At 68.8% G+C, this 22,841-nt stretch carries 24 protein-coding genes and 1 tRNA gene; 14 read left to right on the top strand and 11 right to left on the bottom strand.

Features of this window, described 5'->3' with window-relative positions; all coding sequences use genetic code 11:
* Positions 1–6: 6 nt before the first annotated feature.
* Positions 7–699, bottom strand: coding sequence for a response regulator transcription factor (locus AC1ROC_RS12470; RefSeq protein ID WP_085371110.1), 693 nt, complete (start codon positions 697–699; stop codon positions 7–9).
* 85 nt (positions 700–784) lie between these two features.
* Here AC1ROC_RS12470 and AC1ROC_RS12475 point away from each other — a divergent pair, with 85 nt between their 5' ends.
* From AC1ROC_RS12475 to ygfZ, 3 genes are all read left to right on the top strand, one after another.
* Positions 785–1,108 carry a hypothetical protein gene (locus AC1ROC_RS12475; protein WP_247597122.1) on the top strand — a complete coding sequence of 108 codons (324 nt, stop codon included), beginning with the start codon at positions 785–787 and terminating at the stop codon, positions 1,106–1,108.
* 184 nt (positions 1,109–1,292) lie between these two features.
* Positions 1,293–1,889 (top strand): nitrobindin family protein, encoded by a 597-nt coding sequence (locus AC1ROC_RS12480; protein WP_493000487.1) that lies wholly within the window; start codon positions 1,293–1,295, stop codon positions 1,887–1,889.
* Positions 1,889–3,001, top strand: a complete 1,113-nt coding sequence (ygfZ, locus tag AC1ROC_RS12485; protein WP_493000489.1) for a CAF17-like 4Fe-4S cluster assembly/insertion protein YgfZ — start codon at positions 1,889–1,891, stop codon at positions 2,999–3,001. The genes AC1ROC_RS12480 and ygfZ overlap by 1 nt, the downstream gene beginning before the upstream one ends.
* 9 nt (positions 3,002–3,010) lie before the next feature.
* On the opposite strand, the gene AC1ROC_RS12490 is transcribed toward ygfZ, so the two are convergent.
* Positions 3,011–3,841, bottom strand: coding sequence for a class I SAM-dependent methyltransferase (locus AC1ROC_RS12490; protein ID WP_493000492.1), 831 nt, complete (start codon positions 3,839–3,841; stop codon positions 3,011–3,013).
* A gap of 40 nt (positions 3,842–3,881) precedes the next feature.
* On the opposite strand from AC1ROC_RS12490, the gene AC1ROC_RS12495 reads away from it, so the two are divergent.
* Positions 3,882–4,631, top strand: a complete 750-nt coding sequence (locus AC1ROC_RS12495; RefSeq protein ID WP_085371105.1) for a phosphoglyceromutase — start codon at positions 3,882–3,884, stop codon at positions 4,629–4,631.
* Between the two features lie 90 nt (positions 4,632–4,721).
* On the opposite strand, the gene phoU is transcribed toward AC1ROC_RS12495, so the two are convergent.
* Positions 4,722–5,378 carry a phosphate signaling complex protein PhoU gene (gene phoU, locus AC1ROC_RS12500; RefSeq protein ID WP_085371104.1) on the bottom strand — a complete coding sequence of 219 codons (657 nt, stop codon included), beginning with the start codon at positions 5,376–5,378 and terminating at the stop codon, positions 4,722–4,724.
* 190 nt (positions 5,379–5,568) lie between these two features.
* On the opposite strand from phoU, the gene AC1ROC_RS12505 reads away from it, so the two are divergent.
* Positions 5,569–6,720, top strand: a complete 1,152-nt coding sequence (locus AC1ROC_RS12505) for a sensor histidine kinase (RefSeq protein ID WP_085371103.1) — start codon at positions 5,569–5,571, stop codon at positions 6,718–6,720.
* Positions 6,717–7,400 carry a response regulator gene (locus AC1ROC_RS12510; protein ID WP_085371102.1) on the top strand — a complete coding sequence of 228 codons (684 nt, stop codon included), beginning with the start codon at positions 6,717–6,719 and terminating at the stop codon, positions 7,398–7,400. Before AC1ROC_RS12505 ends, AC1ROC_RS12510 begins: the two co-directional genes overlap by 4 nt.
* An 81-nt stretch (positions 7,401–7,481) precedes the next feature.
* On the opposite strand, the gene AC1ROC_RS12515 is transcribed toward AC1ROC_RS12510, so the two are convergent.
* Complete coding sequence (locus AC1ROC_RS12515) at positions 7,482–7,988, bottom strand: hypothetical protein (RefSeq protein ID WP_085371101.1); 507 nt, start codon at positions 7,986–7,988, stop codon at positions 7,482–7,484.
* 165 nt (positions 7,989–8,153) lie between these two features.
* Here AC1ROC_RS12515 and AC1ROC_RS12520 point away from each other — a divergent pair, with 165 nt between their 5' ends.
* The 4 genes from AC1ROC_RS12520 (at position 8,154) to rlmB (ending at position 12,360) form a co-directional block, all read left to right on the top strand.
* On the top strand, positions 8,154–8,636 hold the full coding sequence (locus AC1ROC_RS12520) for a CarD family transcriptional regulator (RefSeq protein WP_021763858.1): 483 nt from the start codon (positions 8,154–8,156) through the stop codon (positions 8,634–8,636).
* A complete protein-coding gene (ispD, locus tag AC1ROC_RS12525) occupies positions 8,637–9,809 on the top strand; it encodes a 2-C-methyl-D-erythritol 4-phosphate cytidylyltransferase (protein ID WP_493000497.1) in 1,173 nt (390 codons plus the stop codon).
* A gap of 65 nt (positions 9,810–9,874) precedes the next feature.
* Positions 9,875–11,308 (top strand): cysteine--tRNA ligase, encoded by a 1,434-nt coding sequence (gene cysS, locus AC1ROC_RS12530; RefSeq protein WP_493000499.1) that lies wholly within the window; start codon positions 9,875–9,877, stop codon positions 11,306–11,308.
* Positions 11,305–12,360, top strand: coding sequence for a 23S rRNA (guanosine(2251)-2'-O)-methyltransferase RlmB (rlmB, locus tag AC1ROC_RS12535; RefSeq protein ID WP_085371098.1), 1,056 nt, complete (start codon positions 11,305–11,307; stop codon positions 12,358–12,360). The genes cysS and rlmB overlap by 4 nt, the downstream gene beginning before the upstream one ends.
* A gap of 96 nt (positions 12,361–12,456) precedes the next feature.
* Here rlmB and AC1ROC_RS12540 read toward each other — a convergent pair whose 3' ends face one another.
* Complete coding sequence (locus AC1ROC_RS12540) at positions 12,457–13,764, bottom strand: DUF4032 domain-containing protein (RefSeq protein WP_168689949.1); 1,308 nt, start codon at positions 13,762–13,764, stop codon at positions 12,457–12,459.
* 113 nt (positions 13,765–13,877) lie between these two features.
* Positions 13,878–14,972: an ABC transporter ATP-binding protein gene (locus AC1ROC_RS12545; RefSeq protein ID WP_085371096.1), complete on the bottom strand. Its 1,095-nt coding sequence runs from the start codon at positions 14,970–14,972 to the stop codon at positions 13,878–13,880.
* Between the two features lie 280 nt (positions 14,973–15,252).
* Between AC1ROC_RS12545 and AC1ROC_RS12550 the strand changes: the two genes are divergently transcribed.
* On the top strand, positions 15,253–16,158 hold the full coding sequence (locus AC1ROC_RS12550; RefSeq protein WP_168689948.1) for a DsbA family protein: 906 nt from the start codon (positions 15,253–15,255) through the stop codon (positions 16,156–16,158).
* 57 nt (positions 16,159–16,215) lie between these two features.
* Positions 16,216–16,288, top strand: a tRNA-Thr gene (locus tag AC1ROC_RS12555).
* Between the two features lie 3 nt (positions 16,289–16,291).
* Here the strand turns inward: AC1ROC_RS12555 and AC1ROC_RS12560 are convergent.
* Positions 16,292–16,600 (bottom strand): DUF5652 family protein, encoded by a 309-nt coding sequence (locus AC1ROC_RS12560; RefSeq protein ID WP_493000502.1) that lies wholly within the window; start codon positions 16,598–16,600, stop codon positions 16,292–16,294.
* Positions 16,601–16,702: 102 nt separating this feature from the next.
* On the opposite strand from AC1ROC_RS12560, the gene AC1ROC_RS12565 reads away from it, so the two are divergent.
* Both AC1ROC_RS12565 and AC1ROC_RS12570 read left to right on the top strand, forming a co-directional pair.
* Positions 16,703–17,638, top strand: a complete 936-nt coding sequence (locus AC1ROC_RS12565) for a universal stress protein (protein ID WP_493000505.1) — start codon at positions 16,703–16,705, stop codon at positions 17,636–17,638.
* Positions 17,635–18,492 carry a universal stress protein gene (locus tag AC1ROC_RS12570; protein ID WP_168689946.1) on the top strand — a complete coding sequence of 286 codons (858 nt, stop codon included), beginning with the start codon at positions 17,635–17,637 and terminating at the stop codon, positions 18,490–18,492. Before AC1ROC_RS12565 ends, AC1ROC_RS12570 begins: the two co-directional genes overlap by 4 nt.
* 22 nt (positions 18,493–18,514) lie before the next feature.
* On the opposite strand, the gene AC1ROC_RS12575 is transcribed toward AC1ROC_RS12570, so the two are convergent.
* Genes AC1ROC_RS12575 through AC1ROC_RS12590 form a run of 4 tightly spaced genes read right to left on the bottom strand, consistent with a single transcriptional unit; the run spans position 18,515 to position 22,790 of the window.
* On the bottom strand, positions 18,515–19,165 hold the full coding sequence (locus AC1ROC_RS12575) for a response regulator (RefSeq protein WP_168689945.1): 651 nt from the start codon (positions 19,163–19,165) through the stop codon (positions 18,515–18,517).
* Complete coding sequence (locus tag AC1ROC_RS12580) at positions 19,162–20,850, bottom strand: sensor histidine kinase (protein ID WP_493000509.1); 1,689 nt, start codon at positions 20,848–20,850, stop codon at positions 19,162–19,164. The genes AC1ROC_RS12575 and AC1ROC_RS12580 overlap by 4 nt, the downstream gene beginning before the upstream one ends.
* A gap of 52 nt (positions 20,851–20,902) precedes the next feature.
* Positions 20,903–21,778 carry a universal stress protein gene (locus AC1ROC_RS12585; protein ID WP_493000511.1) on the bottom strand — a complete coding sequence of 292 codons (876 nt, stop codon included), beginning with the start codon at positions 21,776–21,778 and terminating at the stop codon, positions 20,903–20,905.
* Positions 21,771–22,790: a zinc-dependent alcohol dehydrogenase family protein gene (locus AC1ROC_RS12590; RefSeq protein ID WP_493000513.1), complete on the bottom strand. Its 1,020-nt coding sequence runs from the start codon at positions 22,788–22,790 to the stop codon at positions 21,771–21,773. The genes AC1ROC_RS12585 and AC1ROC_RS12590 overlap by 8 nt, the downstream gene beginning before the upstream one ends.
* Positions 22,791–22,841 lie beyond the last annotated feature (51 nt).

Here is a 22,841-nt window from a genome sequence, read left to right on the forward strand (position 1 = left end):
TGCAGGTCAGGAGCGGACGGACGACGGCAGCCGGTCGTTGTCCTCTTCGTAGACGTTGAAGCGGTAGCCGACGTTGCGCACCGTGCCGATCAGCGACTCGAGGTCGCCGAGCTTGGCGCGCAGGCGCCGCACGTGCACATCCACGGTGCGGGTGCCGCCGAAGTAGTCGTAGCCCCACACCTCGCTGAGCAGCTGTTCGCGGGTGAACACCCGGGAGGGATGCGTCGCGAAGAACCGCAGCAGCTCGAACTCCTTGAACGTGAGGTCGAGCTGGCGGCCGTGCGCCTTGGCCGAATAGCTGGCCTCGTCGATGGTCACCCCGGACGCCTGGATCTTGGTCTGCGCGTGCTCCTGGGTCTGCCGCCCGATGGCCAGCCGGATGCGCGCATCCACTTCGGCGGGCCCCGCCGATTCGAGAACGACGTCGTTGACGCCCCAGTCGGCGCTGACCGCCGTGAGGCCGCCCTCGGTCAGCACCAGCAGCATCGGAACCGTGATGCCGGTGGTGGTGAGGATCTTGCACAGCGACTTGGCGCTCGCGAGGTCGCGGCGGGCGTCCACGAAGATGAGGTCGCAGCTGGGCGCGTTGACGAGCGACGCCGGCTCAGCGGGGATCTGACGGGTTCGATGGCTGAGAAGGGCGAGGGAGGGGAGCACCTCCGCGTCTGGCGCAGAGGTGAGTATCAACAACTGCGCCACTCAAGCCTCCTGAACGTGCTGTGCCGCAATGCTACCGGAAATGCCAGCGAACCCTTTCCCCCGTCGATCGGTGCACAATGGTGGAGTGAGCGACAGCAGCATGGGACCGGCGGCAGCCTTCGACGGAGACGTCGTCCTGTCGAAGCGCGCCCGCTACGGGAGTATCGGGGCCGTCTGGGCGCTCGCGCTCGTCTCCTCGGTGCTGATCGCGATCATCTCGCCGCCGGACCGATACGCCTCCTGGCTGTCCCTCGCCCTCGCCGGATGCGTGCTGCTCGGGCTCGTCGCCCAGCTCGCGACCCAGCAGAAGGACGGCTTCGTGAACAGGCTCGCCGCCACGGTCACCGGCTCGTTCGTGATCCTCGGCGTGGTCGGCGCCATCCTCGGCATCGTCGCCGCTGCGCAGTAGCGGCTGCGCACTAGCTCCGTCGCGACATACCAGCCGGGCACTGACTAGACTGGCTGCATGCTGGTTGCCCTCGAACTCTTCTTCGTCGGACTCCTCGGTCTGGCAACGCTCGCCATCGCCGGAGTCTCGGTGGTCGTCGTCTACAACCTCTTCCGGGGCCAGCGCTAAGCGCTTCACGACAGCCATGATCGAGATTCCGACCGATCTGCCCGCCGAACTGGTCCCTCTCTCCTGGTTGATCGGTGTGTGGGAGGGCACGGGCGTGCTCGACTACACGGTCGGTGACGACCACACCCAGCTCGAGTTCGGCCAGCGCGTGAGCTTCAGCCACGACGGCCAGCCGTACCTCAACTACTCGTCCACCTCGTGGGTGCTCGACGAAGGCAACACCCCGCTCGCCGCGGAGACCGGGTACTGGCGCCTCAGCCGAACGCTCATCGAGGGCGACGCCGGCCCGGCGATGCTGCCCGGCCAGGGTGCTCGCCCGTTCTCCACGGCGCAGTCCGTCGAGACGCTCCGCAACTCGCACGGCGGCTTCGACATCGACGTGGCGATCGTCCATCCGGACGGAGTGAGCGAGCTCTACCTCGGCCAGGTGAACGGCCCGCGCATCGACCTCGCGACGGATGCGGTGGTCCGCACCGCGGGCGCCAAGGACTACACGGCCGCTACCCGCCTCTACGGCCTGGTCGACAACCACCTGCTCTGGGCCTGGGACATCGCGGCCCTCGGCCAGGAGCTGCGCACGCACGCCTCCGCACGCCTCGCGAAGGCGGAGTGATGGCGGCATCTCCCTTCCTGGCACTGCCGGGCGCCGTCGACATCGCGGACGTCGGCGTCGCAGCGCACTACGGCAACCCGCTCTCCGAGCAGCGCGCGCTCGCCGAGGGCCGCGCGATCGTCGACCTCTCCGACCGCGCCGTGCTCACGATCACCGGGCCGGACAGGCTCAGCTGGCTGAACTCGCTCACCAGTCAGAGCCTCCTCGGCCTCGCGCCGGGCGAGTCCACGGAGACCCTGCTGCTCGACGTCACCGGACGACTGGAGCACGCCGTCCGCATCGTCGACGACGGAGAAACGCTCTGGATGCTCGTGGACAGTGCGGAGGCGGAGGGACTTCTCGCCTGGCTGACCTCGATGCGCTTCATGCTCCGCGTCGAGCTGGCCGACCGCACGGCCGACCTCGCGACCATCGGCACCATCGGCGACCCGGCCCTCCCCATCGCGGCCCCCAACGGCGTCCCGCTCATCTGGCACGACCCGTGGCGGGCGGTGACCCCCGGCGGCCACCAGTACGCGCGGGGCGAGCATCCCGGAGCGTCGTGGACGTGGAGCGAACGACTGGTGCCACGGGATGCGCTCGGCTCCATCGCCGCGCGCGTCACTGCCGGTGAGTTCCCCGTCGCGGGCACCCTCGCGGCCGACGCGCTCCGCATCGCCGCCTGGCGCCCGCGCTTCGCCACCGAGGTGGACGAGAAGACCATCCCGCACGAGCTCGACTGGCTCCGCACCGCCGTGCACCTCACCAAGGGCTGCTACCGCGGCCAGGAGACGGTGGCGAAGGTGCACAACCTCGGCCATCCTCCCCGGCGACTCGTGATGCTGCACCTCGACGGCTCGGAGGGCGTGCATCCCGAGCGTGGTGCCGTCGTGACGAACGACGGCAAAGAGGTCGGGACCGTCACGTCGTCGGCCCTGCACTACGAGCTCGGGCCGATCGCTCTCGCCGTGGTGAAGCGGTCGACGCCCGCCGATGCGACCCTCGTGGTGGATGCGGACGGCACGGCCGTCGCGGCGGCTCAGGAGATCGTGGTCCCGCCGGAGGCGGGCGCAGAAGCGCACGTCCCTCGGCTGCCGAGGCTCGGAGCCGTGACCCGCCAGCCCCGCGCGTAGCCGGGGCACTCACCACGCGAAGCCCTGCGGGGCGACCGCATCCCAGTCGACGGTGAGCTCTCCGAGCCGCCACCGCGTGCGCCCGCCGCGCACCGGCCAGCCGGCGTCGCGCATCCCCTGCGCCACGGCGATCCAGCGCTGCCTGGGCCCGTAGGCGGCGAGCGGGGCGTGGATGCGCCACAGCCGGTCCAGGTCGAGCATCAGCCGGTGCACGGGCTCGCCGGGCACGTTGCGGTGGATGAGGATCTTCGGCAGTCGCTCGGCGACGATCGAGGGGGCGTCGAGCCCGGCGAGGCGCAGCGAGATGCTGAGATGCTGCGGGCCGTCCGCGGTGACGTCGACCCACGACGAGATACGGCCGATCTCGTCGCAGGTGCCGTCGATCAGCGCCCCGCCGCGCTGCAGTCGGGCGACCAGGCGCCGCCAGGCCGGCACCACCTCCGACTCGTCGTACTGCCGGAGCACGTTGGAGGCGCGGATCACCGCGGCCAGACGGCCGTCCGGCAGCGGCACCTCGAAGCCGCCGAGCGCGAAGCCGATCCGCGCATCCGGTGCGAAGCCGGTCGCGCCGGAGCGGACGACGGCCAACTGCTCCCGTGCGGTCGCGACCCGGCCGGGCTCGATCTCGAGTCCGAGCACCTCCACATCCGGCCGGACCTTGGCCAGCCGCTGGTGCAGTTCGAGGGCCGTGACGCCGCTCGCGCCGTAGCCCAGGTCGACCACGAGCGGGTCTGCGGTGCTGCGCAGGACGGGGAGCGTCGCGATCCAGCGGTCGACGCGACGCAACCTGTTCGTGTTGGTCGTGCCACGGGTGACCGTGCCGATCGCGCCGGATGCCATGCGTCCAGTCTGCCAAACCCGAGGCGATAGATTAGGAGGCATGTCCGCGCCTCACACTTTGATCCTCCTCCGCCACGGCAACAGCGAGTGGAACCAGAAGAACCTGTTCACCGGCTGGGTGGACGTCCGCCTCAGCGAGCAGGGCGTCGCAGAAGCCAAGCGTGCCGGAGAGCTGCTCTCCGAATCCGGGCTGCACCCCGACGTGCTCTACACCTCCGTGCTCACCCGCGCGATCCAGACCGCGAACCTCGCCCTCGAGGTCGCGGACAGGCTCTGGATCGACGTCAAGCGGTCGTGGCGCCTCAACGAGCGCCACTACGGCGCGCTGCAGGGCCTCGACAAGGCGGAGACGCTGGAGAAGTACGGCCCTGAGCAGTTCCAGCTGTGGCGCCGCTCCTTCGACGTCCCGCCGCCGCCGCTCGACGACGACAGCGAGTGGTCGCAGGCGCACGACCCGCGCTACGCCGGCCTCGGAGACGACCTGCCGCGCACCGAGTGCCTGAAGGACGTCATCGCCAGGATGCTCCCGTACTGGGAGTCCGACATCACGAATGACCTCGCCGAGGGAAAGACGGTCCTGGTCACGGCGCACGGCAACTCGCTGCGCGCCCTGGTCAAGCACCTCGACGGCATCTCGGACGACGACATCGCCGAGCTGAACATCCCGACCGGCATCCCGCTGGTCTACCAGCTCGACGAGGACTTCCGTCCGATCGCCCCCGCCGCATACCTCGACCCGGAGGCCGCCGCCGCCGGCGCTGCCGCCGTGGCCGCCCAGGGCAAGAAGTAGAAAGAATCGAGTCCGAACTTATTCACGCTTCGCTCGGCGCGTCGCGTGAATAAGTCCGGACTCGATCTTTTGGGTGGGTGAGTCTCGGGGCTAGGAGGCCAGCTCGGGGGCCCAGTCGCCGGTGGCCAGGTACTGGACCTTCTTGGCGATGGAGACCGCGTGGTCTGCGAAACGCTCGTGGTAGCGGGACGCAAGGGTCGCGTCGACGGTGTCGACCGCCTGGCCCTTCCAGGTCTCGCCGAGCACCTTGTCGAAGACGCTGACGTGCAGCTCGTCGATCTGGTCGTCCTCGTTGCGGATCTCGTCGGCCAGATCGAGGTCCTGCGTGCGGAGCAGCTGCGCGAGCTTCTGCGCGATCAGCACGTCGAGACGGCCCATCTCCGCGAAGGTCGAACGCAGGCTCTTCGGGACGACCTTGTCCGGGAAGCGGTAGCGCGCCAGCTGCGCGATGTGCTCGGACATGTCGCCCATCCGTTCCAGCGACGCGCTGATGCGCAGCGCGCTGACCACGATGCGCAGGTCGCGGGCGACCGGCTGCTGGCGGGCGAGGATCTGGATGGACAGCTCGTCGAGGAGCACGGTGAGCTCGTCGATCTTGTTGTCGTTGGCGATGACGTCCTCGGCGAGGCTGACATCGGAGTTGTTGAACGCCTGCGTCGCATTCTGGATGGAGAGGACGACGAGTTCCGCGATCTCGACGAGACGGTCCTGAACTTCGGCCAGCTCCTGCTGGAATACTTCGCGCATGGGGTGTGGTCCTTCCTGGCGTGCGCACGCACGCGGGATGCGGGGTCTTCTGACCCCGTGAGCATGTTCCCTTCGCCAGGTTAACGGTTGGTGCCGTGCGCCTGAACACTGTCTAAAGTACCCGCGAAAACACGCGCCAGGCTGCGGGATGCGTGCATTCGGCTGTTTACGCATCCCATACGCTTGCCTCATGGACTCCGCCTGGTTGGTGCTGCTGTCTCTGGCACTCGGCCTCGTGGTCGGCGCCGGATTCGTGTGGATCCTGCACATCGCCGCGAGACGGGGCGATCACGCCGTGCAGGTGGTCAGCCCGAGCGTTCCCGACGGCGTCGATCAGGTGCTGGATGCGCTCGAATCGGCCGGTGTCGTGCTCGACCCGTCGAACAACGTCATCAAGGCATCGCCCGGCGCCCACGCGATCGGTCTCGTCTGGAACGGCGCCCTCGTGCATCCGCACCTCGTCGACCTGGTGGACAGCGTCCGGCGCACCGGCGAGCCGGTGACGGAGGAGTGCGAACTCGCGCGCGGCCCGTTCGGCGATGCGAACATCCACTTGAGTGTGCGGGTCGCCAGGCTCGGCAGCCGCTACGTGCTGCTGCTCGCGGAGGACAGGACCGAGTCGTACCGGCTGGAGATCGTGCGGCGCGACTTCGTCGCCAACATCAGCCACGAGCTGAAGACGCCGATCGGGGCGGTCAGCCTGCTGGCCGAAGCACTGGACGGCGCGTCGGACGACCCGGACCAGGTGCGCCGGTTCGCGCACAGGCTCACACAGGAGGCGCACAGGCTCGCCCGCATCACGCAGGACATCATCGAGCTGAGCAGGCTGCAGGCGACGGATGCCATCGGCGGCGCCGAGCGTCTGCGGGCGAACGCCGTCGTCACCGCTGCCCTCGACCAGAACAGGGTCGCCGCGGAGACCAGGGGCATCGAGCTCGCGGTCCGCGGCGACAAGGCGGCGGAGATCCTCGGCAACGAGGCCCTGCTCGTCACCGCCGTGCACAACCTCATCTCCAACGCGATCCAGTACTCGCCGGACGACTCGCGCATCGGCGTCGGCGTCCGCGTGGTCGACGGCGTGGTCGAGATCGCGGTGACCGACCAGGGCGAGGGCATCCCGGAAGACGACCTCGACCGCGTCTTCGAACGCTTCTTCCGCGTCGACCAGGCCCGCTCCCGCAACACGGGAGGCACGGGACTGGGGCTCGCCATCGTGAAGCACGCCGTGCAGAACCACGGCGGCGAGGTGCGCGTCTGGTCGCAGCCCGGTCGCGGCTCGACCTTCACCATCCGGCTGCCAGAAGCATCCACTGTTCGTCCCCCGATAGGAGAACCAACGTGACATCCATCCTGCTCGTCGAGGATGAGGCCGCTCTGAGCGAGCCGCTCGCCTACCTGTTGAAGCGCGAAGGCTACGACGTGACGGTCGCGGAGGACGGGCCGACGGCGCTCGCCGAGTTCGACAAGGACGGCGCAGACCTCATCCTGCTCGACCTCATGCTGCCCGGCATCCCCGGCACGGAGGTGTGCAGGGAGATCCGCACCCGGTCGAGTGTTCCGATCATCATGCTGACCGCCAAGGACTCCGAGGTCGACATCGTGGTGGGCCTGGAGCTCGGCGCCGACGACTACGTGACCAAGCCGTACTCGTCCCGCGAACTGCTCGCGCGCATCCGGGCCGTGCTGCGGCGCCGGGTGGAGGCGGAGGAGGCCATCGACGACGCGATCCTCGAAGCCGGTTCGGTGCGGATGGATGTGGACAGGCACACGGTGCAGGTCAACGGCACCGAGATCTCCATGCCGCTGAAGGAATTCGAGCTGCTGGAGCTGCTGCTGCGCAACGCGGGGAGGGTGCTGACGCGCGGCCAGCTGATCGACCGGGTGTGGGGGAGCGACTACTTCGGCGACACCAAGACCCTGGATGTGCACATCAAGCGCATCCGGTCGCGGATCGAGGAGAGCCCGTCGGAGCCGGCGATGCTGGTCACCGTGCGCGGGCTCGGCTACCGCTTCAACGCCTAGAGGACTTCACGCGCCGACAACGCGAACGGCTCCGAACTTCACGAAGAAGTTCGGAGCCGTTTCGTTTGCGCGTGCGACCGACTACTTGGTGGCCGGCAGGATGGTGGGCGGCACGAGGTCGCGGTACTCGGGCAGGGCGCCGTCGAGGACAGGGACCTGCAGCTTCAGGCCGGTCTCGTCTCCGTACTGGAAGAAGACGGAGTAGAGGGCGCCCGGCTTGCCGTCGAAGTTGGCGAAGAAGACGTTGTTGCTGGAGCTGGACTGCGGGTCGCTGCCGAGCTGCTTGACCTGGCCGGGCTTGACGGTGACCTCTGCCGTGGAGGCGCTCTGGTCTCCGCCCTGGATGGAGACCTCGATGCTCTTCGAGTCGTTGTTGACGAGCGTCACGACGAGGTTGCCGACGGTGCCGTCTTTCGCGTCGGTGATGATGATGGCGTTGCGCACGTCGATCTGGCCGACGTTGCCGCTCACCCCGTCGCTCGCGTCGTAGTGCTTCGTGGTGGCCTGCGGGGCGATGAAGCCGCAACCGGCCGTTCCGAACGCGACCGCCAGAGCAAGGGCGATGGACGCTGCGACACGAGCTTTCACTGAATGACCCTCCAGATCGTTCCGCTCGGCCTGCGAATGCGCCGTGTGAGAAAGCGGAATGCTGTTTGAGTTTAGCGCATGCCCACGGACGCTCGGGCGCGCGAAGGCGAACCTTAGCATGTGCCTCATGTGGTATCCTAGTAGTTGCTGAAGGGACATCAATCTATGCTTTTCGAGGTTGGCGAAACCGTCGTTTACCCCCACCACGGTGCTGCGACTATCACCGAAGTCAAGAAGAGAATCATCAAGGGTGAAGAGAAGCTGTACCTCAAGCTCAACGTGACCCAGGGCGACCTCACCATCGAGGTTCCCGCTGAGAATGTCGACCTCGTCGGCGTCAGGGACGTTATCGGCAAAGAGGGTCTCGACCGCGTCTTCGAGGTTCTGCGCGCTCCGTTCACCGAGGAGCCCACCAACTGGTCCCGCCGCTACAAGGCGAACCTTGAGAAGCTCGCCTCCGGCGACGTCATCAAGGTCTCCGAGGTCGTTCGCGACCTGTGGCGCCGCGACCAGGACCGCGGCCTGTCCGCCGGTGAGAAGCGGATGCTCGCGAAGGCTCGTCAGATCCTGATCTCCGAGCTCGCGCTCGCCGAGAAGACCGACGACGAGAAGGCATCGAGCCTGCTCGACGAGGTCCTGGCCTCCTGAGTGTCGCCGCGCCTCGCGGTGGTGATCGTCGCCGCCGGTAGTGGCACGCGTCTGGGTGCAGAGCTCCCGAAAGCCTTCGTGGCTCTCGGGGGCTCTACTCTTCTCGAGCGTTCGGTGCATGCCGTCGCGGGAATGAGCGAAGAGGCGCAGGTCGTGGTCGTCGCCCCCGCTGAGCTCGTCGGGGACGCGACGGACCTCGCATCCCGAGCTTTCGGCGCGCCCGTCTCCGTCGTGGCTGGCGGGGTGACCAGGCAGCAGTCCGTTGCGGCAGGCATCGCCGTGCTCGCGGACTCCGTCGAGGTCGTGCTGGTGCATGACGCCGCTCGGGCGCTCACGCCGTCGTCGCTGTTCGACGACGTCGTCTCGGGCGTGGATGCGCGGGGTCACGGTGTCGTGCCCGGCCTGCCGGTGAGCGACACGATCAAGCGCGTCGGCGCCGACGGGGAGATCCACGAGACCGTCGACCGGTCCGTGCTGTCCGCCGTGCAGACGCCACAGGGCTTCCCGCTGGCCGACCTCGCCGCCGCGTACGCAGCAGCGGCGTCGGAGGAGACGGACGACGCCGGGCTGGTCGCCGCATCCGGTCGGGCGGTCTCGGTCATCCCGGGCGACGCGCGCGCGTTCAAGATCACCACGCCGTGGGACCTGCGCCGGGCGGAGGAACTGATCGCCGGGTCTGCCGCTGCCGCCCATGCTGCGCCGCGCGTCGGGTTCGGAACGGACACGCACGCGTTCGACCCGTCGGCGGAGCTGTGGCTCGCCGGACTGCACTGGCCGGGGGAGGCCGGGCTCGCCGGGCATAGCGACGGGGATGCCGTCGCGCACGCGATCACGGATGCGCTGCTCGCCGCCGCGGGCCTCGGCGACATCGGCGGCGTGTTCGGCACGAGCGATCCGCGATTCGTCGGTGCTCACGGATCCGTGTTCCTGACGGAGACCCGACGTTTGGTCGAGCAGGCGGGATTCCGGATCGGGAACGTGTCCGTGCAGCTGGTCGGCAACCGGCCGAAGTTCGCGCCGCGACGTGCGGAGGCCGAGGCGCTGCTCGGCGGCATCCTCGGCGCCCCGGTGTCGGTGTCCGCGACCACGACGGACGGCCTCGGGTTCACCGGCCGCGGCGAGGGCATCGCCGCGTTCGCCACCGCCCTCGTTATCCACAGCCGACAGGTCTGACGAGTTACTGACATGTTCGAACGCTCGCGCGGCACCCGCGCGGCCCGGCCCGTAGGCTGTATGCCGTGACTGTGAGACTCTACGACACGAAGGCCGGTGTCCTTCGCGACTTCATCCCGCTCCGCGACGGCGAGGTGGGCATCTACGTGTGCGGTCCGACCGTGCAGTCGTCTCCGCACATCGGCCACCTGCGCTCCGCGCTGGTCTACGACCAGCTGCGGCGCTGGCTGAGCTATCGCGGATACCGGGTCACCCTGGTGCGCAACGTCACAGACATCGACGACAAGATCCTGGTCAACGCCGAGGCTGCTCGCGAGTCCGGCAGCGCGGAGGAGTGGTGGGCGCTCGCCTACCGCTTCGAGCTCGAATTCACCGCGGGGTATACGGCGCTGGGTGTGCAGGCGCCCACCTACGAGCCGCGGGCCACGGCGAGCATCCCGCAGATGCAGGAGATCATCGCCCGGCTGATCGAGCGCGGGCACGCGTATGCCGCGGCGGACGGCTCCGGCGACGTGTACTTCGACGTGAAGAGCTGGCCGTCGTACGGCGAGCTGACCAGGCAGAGCATCGACAACATGGAGGCCGCGGCCGACGCAGACCCCCGTGACAAGCGAGACCCGCGCGACTTCGCGCTCTGGAAGGGGCGCAAGGCCGACGAGCCGGCGTCCGCATCCTTCCCCTCACCGTGGGGAGACGGGCGGCCGGGATGGCACATCGAGTGCTCCGCCATGTCGCGGCGGTACCTCGGGCCGCAGTTCGACATCCACGGCGGCGGTCTCGACCTGCGCTTCCCGCACCACGAGAACGAGATCGCCCAGTCGACGGCGGCGGGGGATGCGTTCGCCAATTACTGGGTCCACAACGGCCTGGTCAACGTCAACGGACAGAAGATGAGCAAGTCGCTCGGCAACTCGGTCTACGCGGCCGACCTGCTGGGCGCCGCGCGTCCTCTGGTGGTGCGGTACTACCTCGGGTCTGCGCACTACCGGTCGACCATCGACTTCCACGACGGGTCGCTGGAGGAGGCGGAGGCGGCACTCGAGCGCATCTCCGGGTTCTTCGAGCGCGTCGACCGCCGGCTGGCCGGAACGCGCTTCGCCGGAAGCGGCGTCGAGAGCGTTCCAGACGCCTTCGCGGAGGCGATGGACGACGACCTCGCCGTTCCGCAGGCCATCGCCGTGCTGCACGACACCGTGCGTTCAGGAAACGCGGCACTGGATGCGGAAGACTTGGAAGCCGCCGCCGCCGCACGCGGGCACGCGCTCGCGATGGCGGAGGTGCTGGGCATCAACCCGCTGTCCCCGCACTGGAACACCGCAGGATCGCCGGCGGCGGAGGCCGCCCTCGGCCAGCTGGTCGAGCGGCTGCTCGCCGACAGGCAGGCGGCACGGCAGGCGAAAGACTTTGCGGCAGCAGACCGCATCCGCGACGAACTGACGAGCGCGGGAATCACCATCGAAGACACCCAGACGGGGTCGCATTGGAGCATCGAATCATGAAGAACTCGGGTGGAAAGCCCCGCGCCGGGGCCGTGAGGAAGAGCCGCAAGGGTCCCCAGGTGGGCTCGGGCGGACAGGGCAGGCAGGCACTCGAAGGCAAGAAGCCGACGCCGAAGGCCGAGGACCGGCCGTACCACCCCGCCGGCAAGGCGAAGGCGGCGCGCGAGCGCTACGCCGCAGCGGGCGGGCGTGGCAAGCCGGGCGAGGGCCGTGGTCAGGGCTCCGGCCAGGGCCGCGGGAGGGGCGACACCGCCCCGCGTGGCGCATCCGGTGCTGCACGCCGCGCCAAGTCGGGCGACGAGAGCGAGATCGTCACCGGTCGCAACTCCGTGGTCGAGGCGCTGCGCGCACACATCCCGGCCAGCACGCTCTACATCGCCGCGCGCGTCGAGATGGACGAGCGGGTGAAGGAGATCCTGTCGATCGCCACCGGTCGCGGTCTCCCGATCCTCGAGGTGATGCGTCCGGAGCTCGACCGCCTGGCCGGCCGAGACGCCGTCCACCAGGGTGTCGCGCTGAAGGTGCCGCCGTACGAGTACGCGCACCCGGCCGACCTGCTCGACCTGACCATCCGCAAGGGGGAGACGCCGCTGTTCGTCGCCCTCGACGGCATCACAGACCCCCGCAACCTCGGCGCGATCATCCGCTCGACGGCCGCGTTCGGCGGGCAGGGCGTCATCGTCCCGCAGCGCCGCTCGGTCGGCATGACCGCCTCGGCGTGGAAGACCTCGGCGGGAGCCGCAGCGCGCACACCCGTCGCGATGGCGGCCAATCTCACCCAGACGCTCAAGGCGTTCAAGGAGGCCGGCGTCTTCGTGCTCGGGCTCGACGGCGGGGGCGACGTGTCGCTTCCCGGACTGTCCTTCGCCGATCGGCCGGTCGTGATCGTGGTCGGCAGCGAGGGCAAGGGACTGTCGCGTCTGGTCACCGAGACCTGCGACGCGATCGTGTCCATCCCGATCACCGCCACCACCGAGTCGCTCAACGCGGGAATCGCCACGAGCGTCACGCTCTACGAGATCGCCAAGCTGCGCGCGGAGGCCAAGAAGTAGCCAGGCGGTCGCCGCCCGGCTCGTGAGATGCCAGTAACTGCGCCGGATTCCACGGAAATCGGCGCAGTTACTGGCATCTCGCGGTTGTAGGTGGGGTCAGACCTTGCTGCGCCAGTCGTCGGCGTCGTCGTCCTCGTCGCCTGTTCCCGTCTCCGACGCCAGGATCGGGATGCTGATGGTCTCGGTGGGCGGGGCGATCACGGTCGCCTCGTCGCGGCGGTGGCGGAGGATGTCGTTGATGTACGAGGTCAGGGCCTCGGCGAGCGGAACATCCCGACCCTCGGCCTGCGACATGAACCAGCGGTGCTCCAGCAGCTGGTGGAAGACCTCCGCGGGCTCCAGCTTGCCCTTGAGGTCAGCGGGGATCGCGCGCACGACAGGCTCGAAGACGCGCATCAGCCACTCGTGCGCCATCGCCTCCTCGTCCAGGCCCTGCTTGCCGAGCGTCGCGGCGTAGGAGTCCAGGTCGTTGAGCAGTCGCCTGGCCTGGTTCTCTCCGGTGTCGAGGCCGGTGAGGCGCAGCAGCCTGCGCTGGTGGTGGCCGGCATCCACCACCTTCGGCTGGATGCGCACCGTCGTGCCCTCGTCGGAGGTCTTGATCGCGAGCTCCTCGATGTCGAAGCCGAGATCGTTGAGGCGGTCGACCCGCTGGTTGATGCGCCAGCGCTCCGACGACTTGAACGACTCGCTGCCGGTCAGCTCCTTCCAGAGCGACCGGTATGCGGCCACGATGCCGTTGGAGACCTTGATCGGGTCGAGCTCCTCGTCCACTCGGCCGCCGGCCTCGAGATCCATCAGCTCGCCCGCGATGTTGACCCTGGCGATCTCCAGGTCGTTCTCACGCTGGCCGTTGGAGAGGCCGCCGTCGTAGAGCTGGCCGGTCTCCGCATCCACGAGGTACGCGGCGAACGCGCCTGCGTCGCGACGGAACAGGGTGTTGGAGAGGGACACGTCGCCCCAGAAGAACCCGACGATGTGCAGGCGCACGAGCAGCACGGCCAGCGCATCCACCAGTCGGGTTGCGGTGTCGGGCCGCAGGGTCTGCGAGAACAACGCCCGGTATGGCAGCGAGAACTTGAGGTGGCGCGTGACCAGGACGGCTTTCAGCGGGTCGCCCTCGTCGTCCGTGCGGTTCTTGATGACCGCGACGGGGTCGACGCACGGCACGTCCACCCGCTGCAGGGTGCGCAGCATCTCGTACTCGCGCGTGGCCATCTCCGCGGTCGTCTCCTTGATGGCGATGACGTAGCCGGACAGGTTCGCGAAGCGCACCAGGTGGCGGGAGATCCCCTTGGGCAGAACGGCGATGTGCTCGCTCGACCACTCGTCGAGCGGAAGGTTCCACGGGAGGTCGAGGAGTGCGGGATCGACCGTCGCCGCGGTGATGTTGAGGGAGCCAGCCATGATGAAAACCTATCGGATGCGGGTGGGAGCGCTGAGGGCGGGGGAGCGGATGGGGAAAACGACAGTGCCGCAGTCCGGGAAGGACTGCGGCACTGTCAGGATGCGTTGCGACCTCAGTCGACGACGGCACCGCCGAGGCGCTCGCCGCTCTCCGCGTGGAACGCGTGGACGTGGCCCGGCTTCGGGGTGATGTAGACGGTGTCGCCCGCGTTCGGGTGCATGCGTCCGTCGACACGACCGACGATGTCGGTGCGCTTGCCGTCGATCTCCGAGTGGCCGTAGAGGTAGCCGTCTGCGCCGAGCTCCTCGACCAGGTCGACCGTGACCTTGAGGCCGGTGTTCTCGGTGGTGGAGACGACGACGTCCTCCGGGCGGACACCGATGGTGACGGCCGAACCGGCGTTCGCGAGGACCTCGCGCTCGATCGGGACGACCGAGGTGCCGAACTTGACACCGCCGTCGGTGACGTCGGCCGAGAACAGGTTCATGGCCGGGCTGCCGATGAAGCCGGCGACGAACACGTTGTTCGGCTGCGCGTACAGGTCGCGCGGGGTGCCGACCTGCTGCAGGACGCCGTCCTTGAGGACCGCGATGCGGTCGCCCATGGTCAGAGCCTCGGTCTGGTCGTGCGTGACGTAGACCGTGGTGACGCCGAGGCGGCGGGTGAGCGACGCGATCTGCGTACGGGTCTGGACGCGGAGCTTGGCGTCGAGGTTCGACAGCGGCTCGTCCATGAGGAACACCTGGGGGCTGCGGACGATCGCGCGGCCCATCGCGACGCGCTGACGCTGACCACCGGAGAGCGCCTTCGGCTTGCGGCCGAGGTAGGGCTCCAGGTCGAGCAGCTTGGCGGCCTCGAGGACGCGGGAGGCGCGCTCGTCCTTGTTGACGCCGGCGATCTTGAGCGCGAAGCCCATGTTCTCTGCGACGGTCATGTGCGGGTAGAGAGCGTAGTTCTGGAAGACCATCGCGATGTCGCGGTCCTTCGGCGGAACGTCGGTGACGTTGCGCTCGCCGATGAAGATGTTGCCGTCATTGACCTCTTCGAGGCCGGCGAGCATACGAAGCGAGGTGGACTTACCACAACCGGACGGACCGACCAGGACGAGGAACTCGCCATCGGCGATCTCGAGGTCGAGTGCATCCACTGCAGGGCGGTTGGAACCCGGGTACAGACGGGTTGCCTTGTCATAGGTGACTGACGCCATTGTTTTCTTACTCCTTCACCGGCAGGTACGTGCCGGACGATCCGTTGTGAATGGGTAGGTGGAACTGTCGTCCTGGGGCGACGGTGCCACGACCCCATAGTATGACATCGGCGACGGCGTCGTGACCACACGGGCACCCAGGGGTCCACGGCGCATTCAGCCGGCGTCTGGACGATTCCCAGACTGCCGAATTACGATCGACCGGTTGCGTGCTGAGCGCGCGATCCGAACCACACTGCCCCGAAGCAGTGCCCCAGCGATTCCCCCGAAAGTGATATTCATGACCGACGGCCCCGACGACAGCCGCCCTGCCAACGAACGGCGTGAGGCAGCCAGGGAGAAGGCCCGCCAGCTGCGCACGTCCCAGCAGCGGAAAGATCGAAGGAACAAGGCGCTGCTGACCGGCGGCATCGTGATCGGAGTGCTCGCCGTCGTCACGGTCGTGGCCCTGATCATCGTCAGCGCGATCCGCCCGACCGTCCCCGGTCCGAAGAACATGGCGAGCGACGGTGTGCTGATCGGCTCCGGCCTCACCGTCAAGCCGACGCCCGCCCTCGCGGCGGACGCCAAGCCCATCCCCTCGACGCCGGACCCCAGCGGCAGCGTCGTCGACATCCGGGTGTACGCGGACTACCTCTGCGCGCTCTGCGGCGACTTCCAGCGCACCAACCTCAAGCAGCTCGAACCGCTCGTCAAGGACGGCGCTGTGACGATGGAAGTGCATCCGGTCGCCATCTACACGAGCCACTCGGCGGGGACGAAGTACTCGCTGCGTGCGGCCAACGCCGCGGCGTGCGTCGCGAACTACTCGCCGAACGCGTTCTGGAAGTTCAACGCGACGATGTTCACCAAGCAGCCCAAGGAGGGCGGCCCCGGCCTCACCGACGCGCAGATCAAGTCGCGTGTCAGCGACGCGGGAGCGACCAAGACGAGCGAGATCTCCTCCTGCATCGACGACGGCCGGTTCAAGACCTGGGTGACGACCGCGAGCGACAGGGCGCTGAGCGGCCCCATCCCGAACTCGACGGTCAAGAAGATGACGAACGCGCTGCTGGTGCTGGTCAACGGCAAGCAGTACACCGGCTCCCTGACCAGCGCGGCCGACTTCAAAGCGTTCGTGCTGCAGGCGCAGGGCGACCAGTATTCGTCGACCGCGACACCGTCCCCGAGCCCCAGCGCAGGCTGACCGAACCGCAGGACCCCATCCCGTAGGATGGGTGCCGACGACGGGCGACCGTCGACTGCCGGCCTGGCGCAATTGGTAGCGCACCGCTCTTGTAAAGCGGGGGTTACGGGTTCGAGTCCCGTGGCCGGCTCTGTTAGGTCTCCTGCCGATGGGCACCCTGCTCGGGCTCTCCCGTCGCGGCCAGCACCGCCAGCTCCTCACGGTGCTCTGAGCGGTGGCGGCGGTCGACGCCGAACAGGTAGACGGCGTCCAGTACACCCAGGGTGTTGGAGACGAGCAGGGTCGCGAACCAGGGTTTGCTGCCATTTCGTGCCGCCCGCCACAGGGAGACACCTTTCCACGCGAGGGTCCAGGCGATTGCTCCGCCGAGGAGCACCCTGACTCCCGGTTGCACGTCGCGGAACTGCAGCGAAGAACCGTGGCTGCTGTTGTGCTTTCTCATGGCATCACTCAACCGGCAGACGTCGCGTGCAGCAAGGCCGAAAGTCCTAACGGAGGGGCGGCGCGGTGCGGGATGCTGACCGGTGACGATGGGAGGAGCCCGATGGAGGCTCAGGACGGTGGTGGACGGGAGCGCGTGCCAAGCGGCGGCAGGATCGTCGTGGGATTCGACGGTACGAGCTCCGCGTGGCGGGCCCTTGACTGGGCTGCCGCGCGAGCGGTCGAGCGCGGGGCGGCCTTGGATGTCGTCCACGCCGTCGACACACGATTGGGGGCGGCCGTGTTCGGACCGCGCTTCGACATCATCACCACCGCCGAGGAGGAGCTGGCCGAAGCTCGAGGGCACGTCCACGCCCTCGCCCCGACCGTCCCCGCGGCGTTCCGCTCTCTGGAGGGTCCGCCGTCCGCGGCGCTTCTCGCAGCATCCACGGGGGCCAGGCTCCTGGTCGCCGGGACGGACAAACGGGCAGGGGACGACGGCTCCCGCATCGGCTCGCTGCCGGGAAGACTGGCGTCGAGAGCGGAGTGCACGGTCGCTGTGATCCCCGACCGGGCACCGGTGGAGCGGAACGTGGTCGTGGTCGGGCTGGACGGCTCCGTCGAGTCGCTGTCCGCCGTGGCGTTCGCCGTCGAAGAGGCCGGCTGGCTGCACGCGCGAATCGACGCCGTCCACGCCTGGGACGTGCCCGAAGTGTTTCAGCGGGCGCTCGACGCCGGACGGCCGGTCGATCCTGAGTATCTGGCCCGCGTCGAGCGAGTGATCCCCGACGCGTTGGCGCAGGTCACCGGTGCGCGCGGAGCCGCCATCACACCGGTCGTGGTCCGTGACAACCCGGCGAAGGCACTGATCGAACGCGCGACGGGAGCGGCTGCGCTCGTCGTAGGAACCAGGGGACGAGGACGACTCCTCGCCGGAATGCTCGGGTCGGTCAGCCACGATGTGCAGCAGAAGCTGCCATGCCCCGTCTTCGTCTGCCCGCAGCCGTACGACATCGGCCGGTCCCCGACGACTGATGACGAGAGAGAGGGCGAAGGATGAACGACAGGACGATCGTCGGATGGGATGGCAGCCTGGAGGCGGATCTCGCCCTCGAATGGGCGGCAGAAAGAGCCGTGTACGAGGGCGACGGGATCATCCTGGTCGATGTCGAGGACACGGACGCGCTCACCCCTGGCCAGGTCGTGACGGAGCAGATGGTCGCCCGGCGTCATCTCGCTGCCGACGCTATGGCCCAGCGTGTCGCAGACGAGTATCCCGGCCTCCGGGTCAACACGCACATCATGGCGGGCGCACGATTGGAGGAGCTGCGTCGGCGGACGCGGCCGGACACGCTCGTCGTCGTCGGCACGGGTGAGCGGAAAGGACCGCGCGGTCGCTACCACTGGTCGCTCGGCGCGCGCCTGGCGGCCTCGGCGCACGGCGCGGTCGCCGTCATCCCGGGGCTGCCGGAGGCGTCCCGTTCCGTAGTCGCGGTGGGGGTGGACGGTTCGGAGGTCTCGTTCAAAGCCGCTCGGTTCGCCGCGCGCGAGGCGCGACGGCTGCACCAGGAGCTCGTGGTGGTGCACGCGTGGCTGGACCCCGTGGTCAGCGTTCCGGACATCCGGCTGGACGGTCCCTTCCTCGGCGAGCTCGAAGAGGAGCACCAGCTCGTACTCGACGCGGTCGTTCAGAGCCTCCGCAGCAGCAATAGGGATCTGACGATCACGCCGGTGCTGACGAGGAGTGAGGCCCACGTCGCGCTGAAGCAGGTCGCGGAGTCTGCGTCCATGCTCGTCGTCGGCACCGAGAGGCTGCACGGTGTCGACCGTGTGCTGCTCGGCTCGGTGAGCCACGCCATGATCCTCGATATCGCTGCACCGACGGTGGTCGTCGGTCCCGACAGTACGGTCTGACCGCTCCGTCGACGGCGGGTGGCTACCCGGATGTGCCTGCGCGGTGCTCGAGCTGAAAGACCGCGGCTTGGGTGCGCCGCTCCAACCCGAGCTTGGCCAGCAGCGAACTGACGTAGTTCTTCACGGTCTTCTCGGCGAGGCCGAGCCTGTCGCCGATCTGGCGGTTGGTGAAGCCGTCCGCGATCAGCGCGAGCACTTGACGCTCCCGCAGCACGAGCGAGCCGAACCGCGGGTCGTCCTCCGGCTGCTTCAGCTGCGTGGCAATCCGCGACGCGATACCGGGGTCGATCAAGCGTTTCCCTGCCGCCACCGCGCGGATGTCGGCGAGCAGCGAGCTACCCTGGATGTCTTTGATGACGTAACCGTCCGCGCCGGCGATGATCGCAGCACGGAGCGCGTCGTCGTCGTCGTACGCCGTGAGCATCAAGCAGCGGATCTCGGGAGCCTCCTGCTTGACCTTCCTGCACACGTCGATGCCGCTGCCGTCGGGAAGTCGCACGTCCACGATGGCCACGTCCGGCTGAACGGCGAGGATGCGCCCTCGCGCCTGGGCAGCGGTCGCTGCCTCACCGACGACCTCCATGTCCGGTTGCGCGTCGATGATGGCGGCGATGCCGCGCCGGACGATCTCGTGGTCGTCGGTGAGAAAGACCCGGATCGTTCCGACGGTCATCGTGTCGCCTCCGGTATCGGCAGTCGGAGACACAGGCGCGTGCCGTCCGCTCCCGTGTCGATGGTCAGCACGCCGCCGAGACGCCGTGCCCGTGCGTCGAGGTTCGCGATCCCGCTCCGCCGCGTCGCGTCGCCGATGCCGTGCCCGTCGTCGGTGACCGTCACGGAGATGTCGGCGGCCGTGGCCGTCGTGGTCACGGATGCGGTGCGCGCTCCCGCGTGACGGACGACGTTGGTCAGGCCTTCACGCACGAATGCCGCGATGTCGTCGGTGAGCTCCTGGCCCGCCACGATATCGACCGGGCCGGTGAAGGACAGCGTCGCCGGTTCGGGGAGTGCCGACCCGACGTCGTGCACGATGTCGAGGAGCCGGTGCCGAAGGCCAGCGCCGGACTCGTGGTGGTGGGAGAGCGCGAAAATGATGGTCCTGATCTGCGCGATCGCCTCGTCGAGCGACTTCACCGTCCCCTCGATGCGTTCGGCGACCATCCCGGGTCCGGTCATGGCTTCGATGCTCTGCAGCGCCATCCCGGCGCCGAAGAGCTGCTGGATGACGTGATCGTGCAGGTCGCGCGCGATCCGTGCTCGCTCCTCGAGGAGCTGGACGCGCTGCCGATCGGCGCGGGTGGCGGCGAGCTCGATCGCGATGGCCGCCTGGCTGCTGAGCGAAGCGGTTCGTTCGAGCTCGAACGCGGTGAAGGGCAGGGCGCCCGATGACCGGTGGGCGAGGAGAACCGGAGTCAGACGTTGCGCTGCACCGTCGAACGGGACGATCAGCGCGGGACCGGTCTCCCATCCGCTCAGCGGGGGAAGGAGGCCGATGTCCTCCGCGCGCGTGGTCTGGGCGGATTCGGCAGCCGATCGCAACTGGCCGTTCGTCAGCGGGAATGAGCCGACCGGCGCCTCCCCGGTGCTCAGCGCACGCACGCTGAGGGTGTGCTCGTCGGGATCGATCAGCACCACGCAGACGTCGTCGGCGTGGACGAGCGGGGCGACACGTGTGCAGAGCTCGTCGAAGGCGGAGTTCTGCTCGGCACCGAGGATCGCGGCCGTCATCTCGGCCGCTGACGCGCTCCATGACTGCCGGGCCGCGGTCTCGGCGAAGAGGCGGGCATTGTCGATGGCGAAGCCGGCATTGTCGGCGAGTGCCCGCACCAGCTGCTCGTCGTCGTCCGAGAAGCTACCGGAGTCCGGCTCGGTCAGATAGAGGTTCCCGTAGACGGAGTCGCGCACGACGATCGGGACCCCGAGGAACGCAGACATGGGCGGATGCCCGTCGGGGAAGCCGGCGGAGCGGGGGTCCGCGGCGATGGCGTCCAGCCGGATCGGCCGGGGATCGTCGATGAGTGCGCCGAGGAGCCCGTGGCCCTCCGGGAGATGGCCGATGCGTTCGACATCCGACTCGTCCATCCCGACGTGGATGAACTGCTCGAGACCGCCGCCTTCGGCGATGACTCCCAGGGCCCCGTACTTCGCCCCGACCAGGGAGACCGCGGCGTCGACGATACTGCGCAGCACCGTGGGGAGTTCGAGATGCGAGACGACCGCCCTGTTCGCCCTGACCAGCGCACGGAGCCGCCCCTGGGTCTCCATGACCTTTGCCGCCTGCTCGACCAACTGGCCCAGCGTGCGGTCGAGTTCCCCTCGCGGCGCATCCGGGAACGTGATCGGCTCATCACCCTGCATGTCACATCCCTCGAAGGACTGTCATCGTCAATGTCGAGTGTAGTTCCACCGGTTACGGGCGTGCAGCAGTCTCCGGACCGACGATGACAGTCGGGGCAGGGATTCCGAGCGCCAGCCCGTGCGACACGGACCCGAGCCAGGCGCGCTTCCAGCCGGTGAGCCGGCGACTGCCGACCACCACCATGAATGCACCAGCGGATGCTCCGGTCAGACCCGCGATCGGGTCGCGGCGGAGCAGGGACGAGGCGATGGCCAGCCTCGGGTGGCGCTCGCGCGTGAACCGGACGTGTTCGTCGAGAAGTTCGCGGTGCGCCGTCTCCTGCGATCCGACGAATTCGTCGTCGGGGACCACCAGCGGTTCGCCGGCGAGCGGCGCCTGCCAGCAGTGCACGATAGTCAGCGGCACCTCGAGCGAGGCTGCCTCGTCGGCGGCGAAGGCGAGAGCGAGTCTGCTGATCTCGGACCCGTCGACGCCGGCCACCACGCCCGTCCCAGCATCGCGGTTCTCGGCGGCGGTGTCGGCCGGCACTATCGCGACCGGGCCCGAGGCCGAGGTCGCCAAGCGGGCACCGATCGACCAGCCGTAGCGGATCAACGGTCCGGTGCGCCTCCTCGTTCCGACGACGACGAGCGTGTCGGGCACCGTCTGCAGGCTGAGCATCTCCAGCGGGTCTCCGACGATGAGCTCGTGGCGGGCGAGAGCTGCCGGATGCGTCTGCTCGAGAAGCTCCACACGCGCCATGAGTCTGTCCTGCTCTTCTTCGATCGCGCGCTCCAGCGCCACGTGGTCGCCGACGAAGAGCGTGGCGTCGACCACGTCGACGAGTTCCAGCCGCGATCCGGCATCCCGCGAGCGCCGCAGTGCCCAGCCGAGCGCAGCCTCGGCCGCATCCGTCCCGTTCCAGCAGACGAGCGTTCGGTCAGTCATGGTGTTCGCCATCCCTTCTGACCCGCAGGACGAGCGACCCACTCGCCCGCCCGTCGCGCAGGTCGTCGATCGCGTCCGCCAGACCGGCGAACGGTATCTCTGTCACTCGCGGTCGCAGACCGAGGTTCGCGGCCAGAGCCAGGAAGCGCATCCCGTCGGCGCGGGTGTTGGCCGTGACCGTGCGCAGGTCGCGCTCGCGGAAGAGCGTGTCCCCGTACGACATCGACGGCAGATCGGACATCTCGATTCCCGCGAGGACGACGGTTCCCCCGCTGGTGACGGCGCGGAGGGCGACCGGAACGAGCGGGCCGGCCGGCGCGAACACGATCGCTGCGTCGAGCGGTTCCGGCGGCTCGTCCGCCTCGTCGCCGACGAACCGTGCGCCCAGGTGCCTGGCCAGCTCTCTGTTCTGCTCGCCGCGGGTCATCGCGAAGACCGTCGCGCCCGCCGCGAGCGCGAGCTGGGCGGTGACGTGTGCGCTGGAGCCGAAACCGTAGATGCCCAACGTGCCGCCCTGGGGCAGGTTCGCGCGCATCAGCGCCCGGAAGCCGATGATGCCGGCGCAGAGAAGAGGGGCCGTCCGAAGGGGGTCGGCGTCGGCGGGGAGCCGGTACACGTAGGCCGCTGGTGCGACCAGATACTCGGCGAAGCCCCCGTCGGCATCCCAGCCGGTGTACTGCGACCGGGGACACAGATTCTCCGCGCCTTCCCGGCAGAATGCGCACTCGCCGCAGGTGCGCCGCAGCCACGCGACGCCGACCAGGTCGCCCGGCCGGAGATGAACGACCGCGGTCCCGACGGCCTCCACGGTGCCGACGGCCTGATGGCCGGGCGTCACGGTCGGGGAGTGGACCGCGATCTCGTGATCGACGACATGGAGGTCGGTTCGGCAGATGCCGCACGTCTCGACTCTGACCAGCACCTCGTCGTCGCCTGGTTCAGGCACAGGTAGCGTCCTCATCTCCAGCCCGCCCGGCTGTCCCGTGGTCCGCCACGCGATCATGTCGCCCATGAGCCGTCTCCTCTCCGCTCAGAGTCAACCTCGGCACCGGGTGACGGGGGA

The sequence above is a fragment of the Leifsonia sp. GW821-FHT13C05 genome (assembly GCF_058806515.1).